The 14,370-nt window shown below is 66.9% G+C and carries 16 protein-coding genes; 5 read left to right on the plus strand and 11 right to left on the minus strand.

Translation table 11 applies throughout. The features are described from left to right. Positions 1-56 precede the first annotated feature (56 nt). From ACXJY8_RS09875 to ACXJY8_RS09895, 5 genes are all read left to right on the plus strand, one after another. Positions 57-1,259 (plus strand): alpha/beta hydrolase, encoded by a 1,203-nt coding sequence (locus ACXJY8_RS09875; RefSeq protein WP_463779397.1) that lies wholly within the window; start codon positions 57-59, stop codon positions 1,257-1,259. Positions 1,260-1,383: 124 nt separating this feature from the next. Next, entirely contained in the window at positions 1,384-1,620 is a 237-nt protein-coding gene (locus ACXJY8_RS09880) for a 3',5'-cyclic-nucleotide phosphodiesterase (RefSeq protein WP_463779401.1), read from the plus strand. After that, on the plus strand, positions 1,617-1,889 hold the full coding sequence (locus ACXJY8_RS09885; protein ID WP_463779403.1) for a hypothetical protein: 273 nt from the start codon (positions 1,617-1,619) through the stop codon (positions 1,887-1,889). Before ACXJY8_RS09880 ends, ACXJY8_RS09885 begins: the two co-directional genes overlap by 4 nt. A 249-nt stretch (positions 1,890-2,138) precedes the next feature. Next, positions 2,139-2,588 carry a molybdopterin-binding protein gene (locus tag ACXJY8_RS09890; protein ID WP_463779407.1) on the plus strand — a complete coding sequence of 150 codons (450 nt, stop codon included), beginning with the start codon at positions 2,139-2,141 and terminating at the stop codon, positions 2,586-2,588. 209 nt (positions 2,589-2,797) lie between these two features. Beyond that, positions 2,798-3,211 carry an ester cyclase gene (locus ACXJY8_RS09895; RefSeq protein ID WP_463779411.1) on the plus strand — a complete coding sequence of 138 codons (414 nt, stop codon included), beginning with the start codon at positions 2,798-2,800 and terminating at the stop codon, positions 3,209-3,211. 111 nt (positions 3,212-3,322) lie between these two features. Here ACXJY8_RS09895 and ACXJY8_RS09900 read toward each other — a convergent pair whose 3' ends face one another. The 11 genes from ACXJY8_RS09900 to ACXJY8_RS09950 all read right to left on the minus strand — a co-directional run bounded on the left by ACXJY8_RS09900 (position 3,323) and on the right by ACXJY8_RS09950 (position 14,350). Beyond that, complete coding sequence (locus tag ACXJY8_RS09900) at positions 3,323-3,892, minus strand: type 1 glutamine amidotransferase domain-containing protein (protein WP_238278274.1); 570 nt, start codon at positions 3,890-3,892, stop codon at positions 3,323-3,325. 188 nt (positions 3,893-4,080) lie between these two features. Beyond that, positions 4,081-4,869 carry an alpha/beta fold hydrolase gene (locus ACXJY8_RS09905; RefSeq protein WP_463779414.1) on the minus strand — a complete coding sequence of 263 codons (789 nt, stop codon included), beginning with the start codon at positions 4,867-4,869 and terminating at the stop codon, positions 4,081-4,083. Between the two features lie 273 nt (positions 4,870-5,142). After that, positions 5,143-6,066, minus strand: coding sequence for a molybdopterin-binding protein (locus ACXJY8_RS09910; protein ID WP_463779417.1), 924 nt, complete (start codon positions 6,064-6,066; stop codon positions 5,143-5,145). Further along, positions 6,063-6,944: a cytochrome b/b6 domain-containing protein gene (locus ACXJY8_RS09915; protein ID WP_463779420.1), complete on the minus strand. Its 882-nt coding sequence runs from the start codon at positions 6,942-6,944 to the stop codon at positions 6,063-6,065. The genes ACXJY8_RS09910 and ACXJY8_RS09915 overlap by 4 nt, the downstream gene beginning before the upstream one ends. Before the next feature lie 77 nt (positions 6,945-7,021). Beyond that, positions 7,022-7,255 carry a hypothetical protein gene (locus ACXJY8_RS09920; RefSeq protein ID WP_463779422.1) on the minus strand — a complete coding sequence of 78 codons (234 nt, stop codon included), beginning with the start codon at positions 7,253-7,255 and terminating at the stop codon, positions 7,022-7,024. Between the two features lie 581 nt (positions 7,256-7,836). Further along, positions 7,837-8,604 (minus strand): anti-sigma factor, encoded by a 768-nt coding sequence (locus ACXJY8_RS09925; RefSeq protein WP_463779426.1) that lies wholly within the window; start codon positions 8,602-8,604, stop codon positions 7,837-7,839. Then, a complete protein-coding gene (locus ACXJY8_RS09930) occupies positions 8,601-9,140 on the minus strand; it encodes a sigma-70 family RNA polymerase sigma factor (RefSeq protein WP_463779430.1) in 540 nt (179 codons plus the stop codon). Before ACXJY8_RS09930 ends, ACXJY8_RS09925 begins: the two co-directional genes overlap by 4 nt. Positions 9,141-9,200: 60 nt before the next feature. Further along, positions 9,201-9,980 (minus strand): DUF4394 domain-containing protein, encoded by a 780-nt coding sequence (locus ACXJY8_RS09935; protein WP_463779434.1) that lies wholly within the window; start codon positions 9,978-9,980, stop codon positions 9,201-9,203. Between the two features lie 399 nt (positions 9,981-10,379). Next, positions 10,380-11,279: a DUF1194 domain-containing protein gene (locus ACXJY8_RS09940; RefSeq protein ID WP_463779441.1), complete on the minus strand. Its 900-nt coding sequence runs from the start codon at positions 11,277-11,279 to the stop codon at positions 10,380-10,382. 18 nt (positions 11,280-11,297) lie between these two features. Further along, a complete protein-coding gene (locus ACXJY8_RS09945; protein WP_463779444.1) occupies positions 11,298-12,275 on the minus strand; it encodes an FAD:protein FMN transferase in 978 nt (325 codons plus the stop codon). Next, entirely contained in the window at positions 12,272-14,350 is a 2,079-nt protein-coding gene (locus tag ACXJY8_RS09950) for a 4Fe-4S binding protein (protein WP_463779448.1), read from the minus strand. Before ACXJY8_RS09950 ends, ACXJY8_RS09945 begins: the two co-directional genes overlap by 4 nt. Positions 14,351-14,370 lie beyond the last annotated feature (20 nt).

Raw genomic sequence — 14,370 nt, forward strand, 5'->3', positions numbered from 1 at the left:
TTTGTGTCGTTGTGCCGTTCTCCCTGTTGACCGCATGCGCGGGCCGTCCGACCGGCGTGCTGCTGCCCATCGCCGACACGGCACCGGTGGCCGGCACCTCCCGCGTCGACATGCTTGTCGCGACCACGCGCAAGTCCGCGACCGACCGGGGCGTGCTATTCTCCGGCGAGCGCGGCGAGGCTGTGAGCTACACCGACCTCGCGGTCTCGATCCCGCCCGACGCCATCCGGCAGCCGGGCTCGGTGCAGTGGCCCAAATCCGTCCCGGGCAACCCGGCCACGGACTTCGTGGCCCTGCGCGCCGACCCGGTCGACCGGGCGAAGGTGGCGGCCTGGACCGGCCGCGCCGTCCGGGGCTCGGCCAAGCGACACGTCCTGGTGTTCGTGCACGGGTTCAACAACAAGTTCGAGGACGCCGTCTTCCGGTTCGCGCAGATCGTGCACGACTCCGGTGCCGAGGTCGCGCCGGTGCTGTTCACGTGGCCCTCCCGCGGTTCGGTGCTCGCCTACGGCTACGACCGGGAGAGCACGAACTTCTCGCGCAATGGCCTGGAGACCCTGCTGCGGGACCTGGCCAAGGACCCGAACATCGGCGAGGTGACGGTTCTGGCCCACTCCATGGGCAACTGGCTCACCTTGGAGAGCCTGCGCCAGATGGCCATCCGTGACCGGCGGATCGCGCCAAAGATCAGGAACGTGATCCTGGCCGCCCCGGACGTCGACATGGACCTCGCTCGGGCCGCCTTCCACGACATGGGCAAGGACCGGCCGCGGCTGACGCTGATGGTGTCCGGCGACGACCAGGCGCTGGCTGTCTCGCGCCTCGTCTGGGGCGACAGCGTGCGGCTCGGGGCCATCGATCCGATGGCTGAGCCCTACCGGTCGGAACTGGAGCGCGAGAACGTCGCGGTGCTGAACCTGTCCTCGGTGAAGTCCGACGACGCCCTCAATCACGGCAAGTTCGCCAGCGGCGACGTGGTCGCGCTTCTGGGCAAGCGCCTTGCCGACGGGCAGCCGATCTCGGACGGCCAGATCGGCATCGGCGACCGGCTGGTGAGCACGGCGGCCGGTGCCGCCTCGACGGTGGCGACCGGCGCGGCGCTGGCGGTGGCCGCCCCCGTGGCCCTGATCGACCCACAGACCCGGGAGACCTACGGCGAGCACCTCGCGAACGTCGGCTCGGGTTTTCGCGATACCGTCGGCTCCACCGTCGACCTCGCCGGCGCCCCGGTCCGGGCCGTCACGGGCTCCGGGCGGTAGCGGATCGAACGGCCGGGCATGGGACGCTTTCGTGGCGTCCTGCGTTGGGTGCGGGCGGGTCAGTGCCCGTTGCCGGTTCCGATGCCTGTCGGGTGCCGACCGCGATCCATCCCCGGGAGACCTGATGACACGAACCCTGACCCTTGCGCTCGCCTTCGGGCTGGCCCTCGTCGCGCCGGCCTCCGCGCAGGACGGAAAGCAGGACCTCAAGCGCTACTGCACCGGCGACGCCACGACGTTCTGCGCTGGCATGGATCCAGGCGGGGAGGAGATGAAGGCGTGCTTCACGAAGCACCGCAAGGAGCTTTCGGAGAATTGTCGGCGCGCCATCGACGCCTACGAGGCGAAGGGCGGCAAATGAGCGGCGCCAGGACCACCCTTGTAGCCGCGGTCGTGTTCGTCGCCGGCACCCTGTCGGCCACGGCGCAGAACGAGCCGATCAAGGGGCCCGAGGACGCCAAGTGCCGGGACGAGGCGAGAGACCTCGTCTTCTCGGCGCCTAACCCGAAACGTCTGTCGCCCTTTGACCTGGGCGCGGAGATTTACCATGCCTGCATGCGCCGGTTGGGGGCAGAGCCTTGGGCCTGCACCTCACGTGCGCTGATCACCAAGCCCAGGTCGAGTGGCTGACGTTCGGATCATGGGTTAATCCGATGGCTTCGCCATTGGCAGCCATTCGATCTGATGCTGGGCCATACGCCCAAAAATCGACGGCTAAACGTAAGATAGGCCACAATCCTAAGACTGCGGCCCATCTTAATCTCAAGTTATTTTTAAACGGAACTTTGATCCTGAAAGCGGAACATTGCGCCAGAGATCATCGGGGTGGGGTCACTATCGGCGCCGATCGTGACCCCACCCCAAAGCGATATTTAGCTTATGTTTCAACGTATTGATCCCAGTCCTGGGAGGGGTGAACCTTCGACGCCTTTTCACACCCAGACCGCCGATCCGGCCAAGGGCCACACCATCGATACGATGCCGCTGAACGCCGCGATCTGCGAGCCCGGGTCTGCGGCCGCCCTCAAGTCGGGGAGCAACAGGATCCGCGGCTACGCGGTAAGCGGGGATCGGGCCGTCGTACGCGTCGACGTCTCCGGGAACGGGGGGCGATCCTGGGTGCAGGCCGAACTGGAGCACGAGACCGACGCTCCGTTCGCCTGGACGTTCTGGAGCGCGGACCTCGACCTGCCTGCGGGCGAGCATGAGCTTGCCGTGCGCGCCTGGGACGAAGCGGGCCAGACGCAGCCGGCATTGCCGGACGAAATCTGGAACCACAAGGGCTACCTCTGCACCTGCTGGCATCGGGTGCGGGTGAACGTCACCTAGGGACGGACGACCCGGCAGTCGGCTACCTACGGCCTCGTAAACGACGTCTTCGCCAACGTGGGCAGGCACCGTGTCACGATCCACCGTCGTGCCTGGCGTTCATTAAGACCCTGTCGTGCGCGGCATCGGCAACGTCGGACCGTGGCGGGAGTTTCCCGTTCGTGAAAATAGCCGGTGCCGTGTCGCCGCCCTCGAAACCAAGGAACACCATGTCCCGCGAGACCAGCATCCAAGCGACCGAAAAGTTCGGCGAACTCGTTAACAGCGGCCAGTTCGACGCCTTCCCCGAGGTCGTCGCCCCGGACTGCCACGATCACGACCCGGCGCCGGGCCAGCACATGGGTCCCGAGGGATACCAGGCTTTCTTCACGCAGCTCCGTTCCGCCTTCCCCGACATGAAGGTCGAGGTGAAGAAGCTCGTTGCCGACGGGGACAGCGTCGCCTTCGCCTACACGCTCACCGGCACGCACCAGGGCGACTTCAACGGCCACAAGCCGACCGGGAAGGCCATCAAGGTCCGCGGCATGCAGATTGGCCGCTTCGTCGACGGCAAGATGGTCGAGCGGTGGGGCTCATCCGACGAGCTCGGCATCCTCAAGCAGATCGGCGCCATCAAAGGCTGATGGAGGCTTCCGCGAGGGCGTCCCGGCCACGGGACGTCGTCAGGGTATGGCCCGGGGCGGCCCATCGACCGCCCCGGAGACTCAAGAGCGGATCGCTGGCTACCCGACCCCTCAGGCGCTTCGAGCCTGCTCGGGATGGCGGCCCTCCGCGAACTCCTCGACGATCTTGGCGCAGAAGGCCGGGAGGTCCTCGGGAGTGCGGCTCGTGACGAGCCCCTTGTCGCAAACGACTTCCTCGTCGACCCAGGTGCCGCCGGCGTTCTCGATGTCGCGCCGGACCGTGGGATAGGAGGTCAGCGTCCGTCCCTTCACGACGTCCGCTTCGATCAGGGTCCAAGGCCCGTGGCAGATGACGCCGACCGGCTTGCCTGCGGCGAAGAAGTCCCGAACGAACGCCACGACATCTTTGCTCGCCCGGAGCTTATCGGCGCCGACGCAGCCGCCGGGGATGACGAGCCCGTCGTAGTCCGCCGCTGACGCTCCCTCGATGGTCCTGTCCACCTGGTAGCGTCCGGCCGGATCGAGGTCGTTGTTCACGGTCTCGGCCTCGCCGGCCTCCAGGCCGATGACCGTCACGGTCGCCCCGGCCTGCTTCACCGCCTCATGGGGCTTCGCGAACTCCGGCTCCTCGGTACCGCGCGGTGCGATCAGGATCGCGATCTTCTTGCCCTGCAAGCTCATGTCATCGTCCTTATGGATGTCGGGATTTAACGGAGGCGCCATCGCGCCGTTCCTCACGTCGGGATGCGGTCGATGCCGGCGGTGTCCTCGGCCGCGACGCCGTTATCAGGGTGGCGGAAGTCGCTCAGTGCCAGGTAGACCTAGCGGCCGCCTGGATGACTGTGGGCTCGGGTGTTCGACGAGCCAATTCAAGGTGCATCCTTCTGAATTGTTTCAAGGATCACGCGCGCCGTCTCGGCAGGCTGATCCCAATGCGGGAAGTGGCCGCAGCGCTCGAACCAGTGCAGACGGGCCGACGGGAATGCTACCTGGGCGCGTGCAGCCTGACGCGGCAGCAGCAGGTGGTCTTGGCGGCCCCAGCCTATGGTGACGAGGCCGGGCGTCGTTGCCGAACCCTGCTGCAACGGCCCGCGTGCCAGCTCACACAGCATCGCATCGAACACCGGTGTGGCCGTCAGGCTCTGCAACTCCCCTACGACAAGCTGCGGTGGCAGTGCCGACGGACGGGCCGACAGTTGGGCGAGCAGCAGCGTACGGGTGACGGCGTGGCGCGACAGGCCGGCATGGAAGGGCCGCAGCAATCGCACCAGGTGTATCGATGCCGCGAGCGTCCAGTGAAACCAGCGCGTTTCCCATCCGTGCCAGAACCCGCCGGGATCAAGCGCCACGCAGTGCCGACCGATGCCCCGCCGCGCCAGCTCCAGCACCAGCCGGCCCCCCACCGAACTGCCGACAAGGTCCGCTGTCGTCAGGCCTTGCGCCTGCACGAAGCCGGCGAGGGCGTCCGCGTGAGCCTCCGTCGTCTGCCGACCCGCAAGCGGGGCCGATCTGCCATGCCCCGGTAGGTCGACCAGGATCAGTTGGCGCGAATCGCGCAATGCGGGCAGTAGCGGATCCCAGGTGCGGAGATTGGACCCTAGCCCATGGACCATGAGCAGCGGCCGGCCCGTGCCAAGGCGTTCAAAATGCAGGGACATGATAGCATTGTCCTTCGATATTCACGCTGCGGTCCGAACATCGGGCCGTCCCGGATCTCGTCAGGCCGGGTATTTCAGTCGCGCCCGCGGGCCATTCTCACCGGATGCTTCCAGGCCACGTCGCCGGTCCGATTGCCAGCTACACGGCGCGGGTCCGACCCCACTCGGCAGTTTGCAAGCGCCGAACGTCACCGGAAAACTCTGTCAAAGCTCGCCACGAGAGGTTGGCGCCATGCATGCTCAAAGTGACGTGGACGTCACGTCCGCGCCAACTCAGATGCCGGCGTACCAGGCGTAGCCCTGGTCCTCCCAGTAGCCTCCCTTGCCGGCGCCGATGTTGGCGAAGCTCTCGACCACCTCGATGCGCATCACGTATTTCGCCTGCTTGTAGCCGAGGTTGCGCTCGACCCGCAGGCGCAACGGTGCGCCGTTCGACACCGGAAGCGCCTGACCGTTCATGTCGTAGGCGAGGATGGTCTGCGGGTGGAACGCGTCGACCAGGTCGATGCTCTCGTAGAACCGAACCGGCGTTCCGCCGCTGGCCGCATCGTCCTCCGTCGCCTGTTGGCCGCCGGAGTCTTTCCTGCTCTCATCGCCGCCCGACTGCTTCGTCATGCTCGGGTTGGCGTTACCGGCAGGGACCTCATCGGCATCCTCGACGTCTCCCCCGCCTTCGAGCAGACTGCCCTGGTCCATGGTGTCGGCGCAGTGGAACACCACGTAGCGCGCCTGTGGCTTGAGCTTGGCGCGGTCAAGCAGTTCGGAGAGGGGCACTCCGGTCCATTTGCCGATGGCGCTCCAACCCTCGACGCAATCGTGCCGGGTGATCTGGGTTCGGGCCGGAAGCTTGCGGAGGTCGCTCAGGGACAGCCGGAAGGGCGCCTCGACGAGGCCGCCGACCTCCAGGTGGTACTTGGCGAACTTGCCCTTCGCCAGGGCCTTGTAGTCCTTGTCGGGCGGGTCCTCGGTCCCGTTTGGCTTGAACCACGGCGAGATGTCGGCCTCGGTAAATTCCGGGGCCAGCGTCCGGTCAGTGAGCAGCAGGCGCTGGACGAAAAGGTTGGCGTCCTCGCCGGTCTTGAGCGTTCGACGAAACCATTCCGCGTTGCCGAGGCGGTCGCAGCCGCCGAGCATCGCCGCTGCGGCCATGGCGGACGCTCCCGTCAGGAGGGAGCGTCGGCTGGGAAGGCGGCTCATGCCCGGGGCTCTTCGGTGATGGGTGACGGCTCGACCTTGCGCTCGATCACAAACCAGCCGGTGAGCATGCCACGCATGTTGTTCCAGAAGCCCGAGAGCAGGACGAGGGCGACGTGCACGATTACGAACAGGACGAGCATGGCCGCCACGACGAAGTGGACCGTGCGGGCCGATTGGCGCCCGTCGAACACCGTCAGCAGGAACGGGAAGGCCGCGTCCATCGCCGGGGACATCGCGAGGCCGGCCAGGACCTGCACCGGCAGGAGCACGAACAGCACGACGAGGTAGCTGAGCTTCTGGATGACGTTGTAGCGCTTGGCCTCGTCGCCCTGCGGGAAACGCAGCGTCAAGTGCTCCCACACCGATGCGCCGAAGTGCCGGATCTGATTTCGCGACGGGATCAGACGGAACCGAAGCTGTCCGCTGACCAGCCCATAGAACAGGTAGGCGACGCCGTTCAGGACGAAGACCCAGGCAAAGAAGAAGTGCCAGGAGCGGCCGCCCGTGAGGTCCTGGTCGCTTGGCAGGGTCGTCCACGCCGGGAAGCCGCGGTCGGCCGGTTCACCGTTGGAACCCGTCGATGAGCCTAGCCAGCCCGTCGTTTCGAAGGCATGACCGAACACCGTCGTCACACCTCGGGGCGGGTAGTCCTCCGTCGACGACATTGCCATCAGTGGCGTATCGAAAGTCGAGACGTTGCCCCAGTACAGCGCCGGGTGCGCGTTGAAGATCTGCAGGCCGCTCATGAGCAGGACCAGGAGGCACACCGCATTGACCCAATGCGTGATGCGGATGACGACAGGATGCCTGAACATCCATCGGCGACGCTCGACCTCACCGATCTCGGGCGCAGAGCGGGTCAGATCAGTGCGAGCCAAACGGTCTTCCTCGAAGTCGTCGCCAACAGGGTGGAGGCCCCTGCGTCGGGACCTCCGAAGGCGTCAACGGCTTACGATCACATGCCGCGGTTCATCATCCGCTTCTTCATCATGCGACGCTTCATCATCTGCTTCCGCAACATGCGCTTCTTCATCATCATCCGCTCACTGCGGTCCATGCGAACCTGGGTGACGCCGCTCTCGGACTGCAGGCCGTTGACGGACATCGGGGCGGCGGTGGCCGATCCGGCGGCGAAAGCGATGCCGCCGAGGGCGGTCAAGGCGGTCAGCGCAAGCGTGAACTTCTTCATGTGGGATCTCCTGTGGAGGTGAACATCTTATCCAACCCACGGGGCAACAGCATGATCTTATCGTTGTTCCTTAAATAATTGAAAAAATACTTCTATATACTAAATTTATACGCAATAGTCATCGCGCGCTCACATCAAGGCTTTTGGCCTCGGCACGATCCGATCCTTGCGTATCATTACGGACCTAGTCGGCGAAAAGTTTCAGCCGCTGGCGGTAAGCCGCCGAGCCAAATCTCGACCTTGGGGTAAGCGAGCGATTTCGACCTGACGAGATCGGGGCTGCCGGTATCGAAGCTCACTCGTGCACCGGAGTCGGCCCCTCTCCCACTGATCGGACGAAGGCCCGCAGATGTGACACGGCTGCCCACCTCACGGATCGACAAACGACTGCTTTCGGTGGAGGGCGCATGACGGTTCGTGCGGCAAATTTGGGTATGGCCCCGCCTGCTCACTCTCCGATCGGATCGGGTTGAATGTGCGGCGGTTCACTTGTGATCAGAGTGTCGAAGCAACGACGGCAGTGCGTTCTAACAACTCGCCTCGAACGCGAACGAGCTCCTTTGGGCACCGCGATCGCCCCGCTACAGGTCCTGTGTTGCCGCCCCCTTCGCGCGGCCGATGAACAGGATCCGACCTGTCGGGCGACCGATCGGCGAACCCGCCTCGGGTTCCAGCGTGATCTCGAAGAGCTGCCCGTCGCCAATGGCTTCCAGCCGCTCCGGCGGCAGGCGGATCGCTCCGCCCGGGGGCAGCACGCCGAGGGAGACCGGACCGCGCGCCTGATCCCACAGGGTCCAGAGTTGCAGCGCGCGCCCGCTTCCTGGCCGCACGTCAGCCAGCGGCAGAGACTGGACGGTGCCGTTCTGGGAGACCTGGATGAGCCATCCCGGCCCGCTCTCCTGCCCGGCGGCGTCGCGACTCTGCAGGATCGCGTAGTACCGCGTCGGGCTCTCCACAGGCGCCGACACGCGGCTCGGCAGGATCGCCAGAAGGATCGCGGCGGCCGTGGCGAGGCCCGTGGTGGCCCGCCACAGCGCAGAGCTGCGCCACGCCGCCCTCAACATACCGTGTCGTACCCGCGTGAGGGAGGGAGCCGTGGTCGGGCCGAGCGCCTGCCGGCGCGTCGCGAGGGCTTGCTCGATCCGCGCCCATTGTGCCGGATCGACCTCGGCCTTCCCGAGGGCCGCGGAGGCCGGAAGCAACCGCTCTTCCCAGACGGCGATGCGGCGGGCCAGATCTGCATCCGAACCCAGAGCCTGCTCGACCTCCGCCATGGCTGCCGGGTCGAGCAGGCCGAGGACGTATTCGCCCGCCAGGACGTCGCGGTCTTCCGGCTGGCTCGGGATCATGACAGGCAATCCTTCAAGGCGATGAGGCTGCGGCGGACCCATGCCTTCACGGTCCCGAGCGGTGTCCCCAGTCGCTCGGCGATCTCGGACTGCGACAGTCCATCGACATAGGCGAGCAGGATCACTGCCCGCCTTTCGGCGCCAAGCTGCGCAAGGCAACCATGAAGGCGTGTCCCATCCTGCGACGTCGCCAGGATGGCAAATGGATCGGGCGCGTCGTCCGCGACCTCTATCGCCGCGGCCGCGTCGAGGTCCGTCTCCCGGCCGACGATCCGGATCTGTTTGAGCGCGCGGTGTCGCACGATGCTGGTGATCCAGGCACGGCCCGCGCCGCGGCTGCGGTCGAAGGTGCCGGCGCGCTCCCAGATGTCCATGATGGCATCGTGCAAGACGTCGGCCGCCACATCACGCCGCCGCACGATCCTGAGCGCGACGGCGAGCAGGAACCCGGCCTCTTGGTCGTAGAGGCGCCGCAGCGACGCCGGATCCCCCCGGGCGCAGCCTTCCAACGCGGAGGCGTGATCGAACGGCGCCATGACTTTCCCGGCGATTGGAAGGACCGGCCGCCGGGCCGGTCCTACATGTGCGGAGCAATGCTACATCTTGGGGAGAATAGCGATGTCACGGACCTTGCCGGACACGCCCGTGATCTTAGCGGCCATCTCGCCCTTACCCGTCGCGAGATCTACCTTGTAGAGCGTGTCGCCGGCCATTGCCCAGGCTTGGTTGCCGCCCTGACCGTCGGAGAGGATGTCGAAGGCTACGGCCTCTCCCGACATGCCGAGCATGCCGACGGTGTTCAGGATGCCGTCATTCGGCGGAGCCTGCTTCAGCAGCGCGCCGGCAGCGTCGATGTCAAACAGGGCCGTCTCCTTCGTGCCCTTGAAGGCATTGGTGTAGGCGCCGGCCGTCACCTTCGGCGTCTTGCCCTTCATGCTGTCGGTGTCGGCAAACTTGAGCTGGCCGTCCTTCGTCACCTTGCCGTCATCGACATTGACGCGAAGGTTGGTGCCGTCCGAGCCGATGATGCGCAGGCGGTCGGCGACGGGATTGAAGTCGACCGTCGCCGCGGTGCCGGCAGCCAGCATCGTGTCGAGCTTTGACTTGGCCGTGGCCTTGCCGGACATTGGATCGATCGTAACGACGCTGCCATCCGAGATTACGGCGTAGAGCATGCCGTCGGCTGGCCGCACGTCTATGCCGAGGACGCTGCCGCCGATCCCGGTAATCGTCACCGTCTTCGTAACCTTCTTCGTGGCCGTGGCGACATGCGCCAGCGAGGCATCGCCGACGAGTGCCGCAATGGTCTCGGCACGCGCGGCGGTTCCAAGGCAGGTGCCAGCTAGCAGGGTAACGGCGATAAGGCTCAGTCGCATGGCGTTCTCCATCTGCCGCGAAGGCGGCATCAAGAACGCTAGCCATGAGCCGGAGGATCGGATGCAGCGGATATCAGGTTTTTCACTTTCCAGCGGACCGTCCGCTTTCACGGGCAAGGCAGGTAGTCGGCTACGACATGATTGGGTCGGGTGCGGAATGACCGTTTAGGGTGGATTACAGCGGGTCCGCTATTGGGAAGCTGCGGCAACAAACCAGACGTTCCCATGAGGTGCGGCGTAAGACGGCTTTGCACCATGAGCAGAAATCTGCCGCTCGCTCAGCACAGTGCTGTCCGCAACCGATCTGGAGCGTCTGTTAACCACCGAATACGGGAATTCTGTCAGTCGGCGCCAGATCGGAGGTTTGGCAACTGAATCATGCCTCATGGGCAAAAATGCCTATCGATACGAACTAATTTCCGTCATGAATTTGCGGCGTATGGCCCTGGAAAAATCGCCATAGCCTTTCGCGGTGAGCAAGAACGCGTTCGGTCCAGCGACGACGTGCGCCTCGAACCATTGCTGGAGGCCGATATGCTCCTGTGGCAGCGGCGTCGCCCGGAGGCCGTACCCTGGGGCCCTGTATGCGCCGGCGCCCACGACATCGTTCTCGCCCGGAACGAGGATCGGCAGGCCATTGATGGTGGCGCCCGAGGCGAGGACGGCGGTCTGCTCGGTGGCGAGGTCGTCCGTGTCCGTACAATTGTCGATGCCGTCGCCCGAGACGTCGACGACGATGCGCTCGGCGGGGATCGGCATGGCGGGGATCACGCTCCCGGCGATCGTGCGGAACATCTGAGCCAGGCAGGTGAATTCACCGGTCTGGCGGGGGGTCGCCCGGACCTGCGCCGCTGCGGCGACCGCATCGGCGCGGCTCGCGATCCGCCGCCATCCAACAGCTAGGCTGGCCCGATCGGCCCAGGTCACCATGGCGAAGAGCGTTCCTCCTGGCCGCGCGGTCATCGCTGCAACAACGCCGGGATCTTCCAGGGCCTCGGCAATTCCCTCCATCTGCAGCCCGAAGCGCGCCGCGTCGACCGATTGCGACACATCCACGGAGACGATGAGCGCGACCGCGACCGGCGGTTCGGCCCTGACTGCCGCGGTCGTGCTGCAGACGAACAGAAACGCCGCGGATCGCGCACGCCAGCGTCGCGCCGGAGCTCGTGTGGGTGCCAGCAGACCCGACCGCCACCAGGGCCGTTCAGGGCGTTGTCGGGATTGCTGTCCGGGCGGCTCGCTGGCCCCGCCGACGGGGACGTGGATGTCGAATTTCGGAGCGGGGGGAAGCCGGGGCATCGTTCGGTTGCTGTCGATTCAGGTCTTGTCGATGAAGCGCACCGTGCAGCCCGGATGCCGCGCAACGAGGTCGCGACCGCGTGCTGTACCGAGGACCATGCAGCTGGTGGACAGGCCGTCGGCCAGAAGCCCAGTCGGGGCGGTGACGGTCACCGAAGCCAGGCCTGCAGGAGAACGCCCGGTTGCGGGGTCGAAGATGTGGTGGTCGACGCGGTCCGGCGAGAAGCTCATGCTGTAGTCTCCCGAGGTTGCGGCGAAGCCCGTGAACGGTTCGATCACGGCGGCGAGGGTATCCGGCGCCCGGGGATCGGCGATGCCGAGGCGCCAGGGCGTACCGTCCGGGTGCGTTCCCGAGGCGCCGAACTCGCCGGTATCCACGAAGGCATCCGTGATCCCACGCGTATGCAGGGATGCCATAACCCGGTCGGCAGCGTAGCCCTGGACCAGGGCATTCAGCGTCACTGCGGTACCGGGCTCCAGAAGGATGCGCTCGGGCGTAAGGGAGACCTTGCGCCAGCCGATCCAGGCGGCCGCCCGGCGAAGGGAGGCTGGGTCCGGACGCTCACCCCGCGCGGCGGCCTGCGCCCAGAGCGGCCAGAATGGCTGCACGGTCGGATCGAAGGCGCCGCCGGTCCCCGCCGCAAGGTCGAGGGCGAAGCGCAGGAGCGTGGTCAGGTGCGCGGGCGGCGCCTCGAGGTGGCCGGAGCGATTGAGGCGATTCAGGGCGCTGCTTGCCCGGAACAGGCTCGCGGCGTCCTCGACGCTGCGGATCTCCGCGAACCCGTCGGAGAGGGCCGCGTCGAGGGCGGACGGTTCGGGCCCGGCCACGGTGAGGGCGACGGTGGTGCCGAAGGCGAGGCCCGTGCGGGTTCGCGTCGTGAGGCCCTGCGCGCCGGCCATCGCGCGGAACGCGGCCACGCCGCCGAGTGCGGCCGTGGCGAGGCCGACGCCCCCGACGAGGAGGCGGCGCCGGGCCGGGCGCAGGATGGCCGTCATTCCGCTGGTGCCTGCTGGGGGGCGATCCGCCGCCCGCGCTTGGCGGCCACCACCTGCGGCACGCATTGCTGCGGGTCCTGGATGATCGTCACGCAATCCATGCATTGAAAGCACTCGGGGTAGTCGATCCGGCCGGACGGCGCGATGGCTCCGTAGCGGCAGCGCACCTTGCAGAGCTGGCACGGGCTGCCGCATTCCGCCCGACGCGGAATCCAGTCGAGGACGCGCAGGCGCCCGAGGATCGCGAGCCCGGCGCCGAGCGGACAGAGGTAGCGGCAGAACCCCTTGTAGACGAAGAGGTTGAGCACCAGCAGGCCGACCACGTAGGCCACGAATGGCCAGGCCCGCACGAAGTAGAGGGTGATGGCGGTCTTGAACGGCTCCGCCTCGGAAAACGTATCCGCGAGGGGCGAGCCGGTGGCGGCGGCGACGAGGATACCGGCGAGAAGCCCGTATTTCGCCTGTCGCAACCAGAGATCGAGCCGGGGCGGTACCGCGATCGGCCGGATGCGCAGGAGCTTGGCGAGCCAGGCGGTGAATTCCTGCAGTGCGCCGAAGGGGCAGAGCCAGCCGCAGAACGTGCCCCGACCCCAGACCACGAGGGTCGGGACGACGAAGGCCCAGAGCAGCAGAGAGGGTGGGTCGTAGAGTAGGAAGGCTAGATCGTGGGTCACGGTGGCGGCGCGCACCAGGCCGACCAGCGTGACGACGGAGAGCTGCGCCTGGGCGTACCAGCCGACGAAACCGAGGGTGAAGGCAAGGAAGCCGAGGCGGAAGATCGCGAAGCGGCGGCGGTCGACCACGAGCATGCGCCGGAACGCGAGCACCGGCACGAGCCCGGCCAGCGCCAGGGCGATGACGCCGAGTTCGGGTCCGCGCGCTCGCCACGGATCGAGCCAGCTCGGACCCGCTTCCGCCGCCTCGCGGGTGAACAACGTGGCGGGGAGGGTGTAATCGGCGGAGAACTCACGGACGATCTTCTCGGACAGGATCTGCCCGCGTTCTTGGATGAGCTTGGCCTTCAGGGTCCAGGGCGCGGAGGGATCGAAGCCTGCGGCCCCGGTGATCCGCAGAATCGTCCAGGGCCCGTCGGGCAGACCAGGGGCGGCCCCGCGCCGCTCGATCGCCATGTCCCGCGCGTTCACCGCCAGACCGCCCTGCATCACGGCGAGGCGTTCGGGGATCGAACCCAGCACGAAATCCTCACCGAGGGGATTCTCGGAGCCGTGGCTCACCACCATCACCGCATGGTCGCCGGGGCCGAGTTCGCGCATGAGCGCGGTGAAGCGGTCCGAACCGAGGAGGCTACGGCCGATCGCCGGCACGTTGAGATAGGCGAAGGTGAGATCGGTGAGCGGTCGGTCGGCCGGGCCGCTGTCGATGGGTTCCAGGCCCGCATCCCGGAAGGCGTCCTCGGCCTGTCCGCGGGTCACGGCGAGGTGGCGCACCCAGCCCCGTGCGACGAGGTCGGCCACGCTCAGGGATTCGTCGGCATCCGGCCGGGCTTCGACCCTCAGGCCGACGTTCGCAGCGCCGAAGCCCAGCTTGGCGCGCGCGACGGCCAGGGACGCACCGAGGATCGATTCGTTGATCACGCGCGTCGAGGCGGTGGCCATGGAGATCCCGTCCACGGTGGTCTCTGCCGAGGCCCCGCCCCCCCGCGCGTTCGGCCTACCGACCCGGATCGACCTGCGGGCCGACAAGCCCACATATTGGTCGACGAAGGCGAAGAGCGGTTCCGAGCCGAGGCCCTCCAGGAAGACGGGCTCGTAGTGGGATACGACCTTCACATCGCGGAAGGTGCCATCGGGGGCGAGCGCCACGAGGAGGTCGGGGGGCGTCCCCCCGAAGCCTGGGATCGGCGCGAGGTCGATGGATTCGAAAGCGTAGGCGAATATCTCGTAGCGGCCGGCCTCCTGTTTCAGGATGGGCCAGACCGGCAAAGACCCGTCGCGCTCGCCCACCACGAGCGGAGCCGGAAAGTACCGCTCAATGCCCCCCCGATCGAGCGTGCCCGCCATGGCGGGATGGCCTCCCCACAGGGCCGCGAGGAGAACGAGGAGGAGATGGCGCATCCATGATCCGGCAAAGACCG

Source organism: Methylobacterium sp. TK31 (assembly GCF_055361545.1).

Bases quoted from the DNA above. Each gene is read 5' to 3' on its own strand.
- ACXJY8_RS09880 (WP_463779401.1), top strand. From the start codon at position 1,384: ATGACACGAACCCTGACCCTTGCGCTCGCCTTCGGGCTGGCCCTCGTC.
- ACXJY8_RS09885 (WP_463779403.1), top strand. From the start codon at position 1,617: ATGAGCGGCGCCAGGACCACCCTTGTAGCCGCGGTCGTGTTCGTCGCC.
- ACXJY8_RS09890 (WP_463779407.1), top strand. From the start codon at position 2,139: ATGTTTCAACGTATTGATCCCAGTCCTGGGAGGGGTGAACCTTCGACG.
- ACXJY8_RS09895 (WP_463779411.1), top strand. From the start codon at position 2,798: ATGTCCCGCGAGACCAGCATCCAAGCGACCGAAAAGTTCGGCGAACTC.
- ACXJY8_RS09900 (WP_238278274.1), bottom strand. From the start codon at position 3,892: ATGAGCTTGCAGGGCAAGAAGATCGCGATCCTGATCGCACCGCGCGGT.
- ACXJY8_RS09905 (WP_463779414.1), bottom strand. From the start codon at position 4,869: ATGTCCCTGCATTTTGAACGCCTTGGCACGGGCCGGCCGCTGCTCATG.
- ACXJY8_RS09910 (WP_463779417.1), bottom strand. From the start codon at position 6,066: ATGAGCCGCCTTCCCAGCCGACGCTCCCTCCTGACGGGAGCGTCCGCC.
- ACXJY8_RS09920 (WP_463779422.1), bottom strand. From the start codon at position 7,255: ATGAAGAAGTTCACGCTTGCGCTGACCGCCTTGACCGCCCTCGGCGGC.
- ACXJY8_RS09925 (WP_463779426.1), bottom strand. From the start codon at position 8,604: ATGATCCCGAGCCAGCCGGAAGACCGCGACGTCCTGGCGGGCGAATAC.
- ACXJY8_RS09930 (WP_463779430.1), bottom strand. From the start codon at position 9,140: ATGGCGCCGTTCGATCACGCCTCCGCGTTGGAAGGCTGCGCCCGGGGG.
- ACXJY8_RS09935 (WP_463779434.1), bottom strand. From the start codon at position 9,980: ATGCGACTGAGCCTTATCGCCGTTACCCTGCTAGCTGGCACCTGCCTT.
- ACXJY8_RS09940 (WP_463779441.1), bottom strand. From the start codon at position 11,279: ATGCCCCGGCTTCCCCCCGCTCCGAAATTCGACATCCACGTCCCCGTC.
- ACXJY8_RS09945 (WP_463779444.1), bottom strand. From the start codon at position 12,275: ATGACGGCCATCCTGCGCCCGGCCCGGCGCCGCCTCCTCGTCGGGGGC.
- ACXJY8_RS09950 (WP_463779448.1), bottom strand. From the start codon at position 14,350: ATGCGCCATCTCCTCCTCGTTCTCCTCGCGGCCCTGTGGGGAGGCCAT.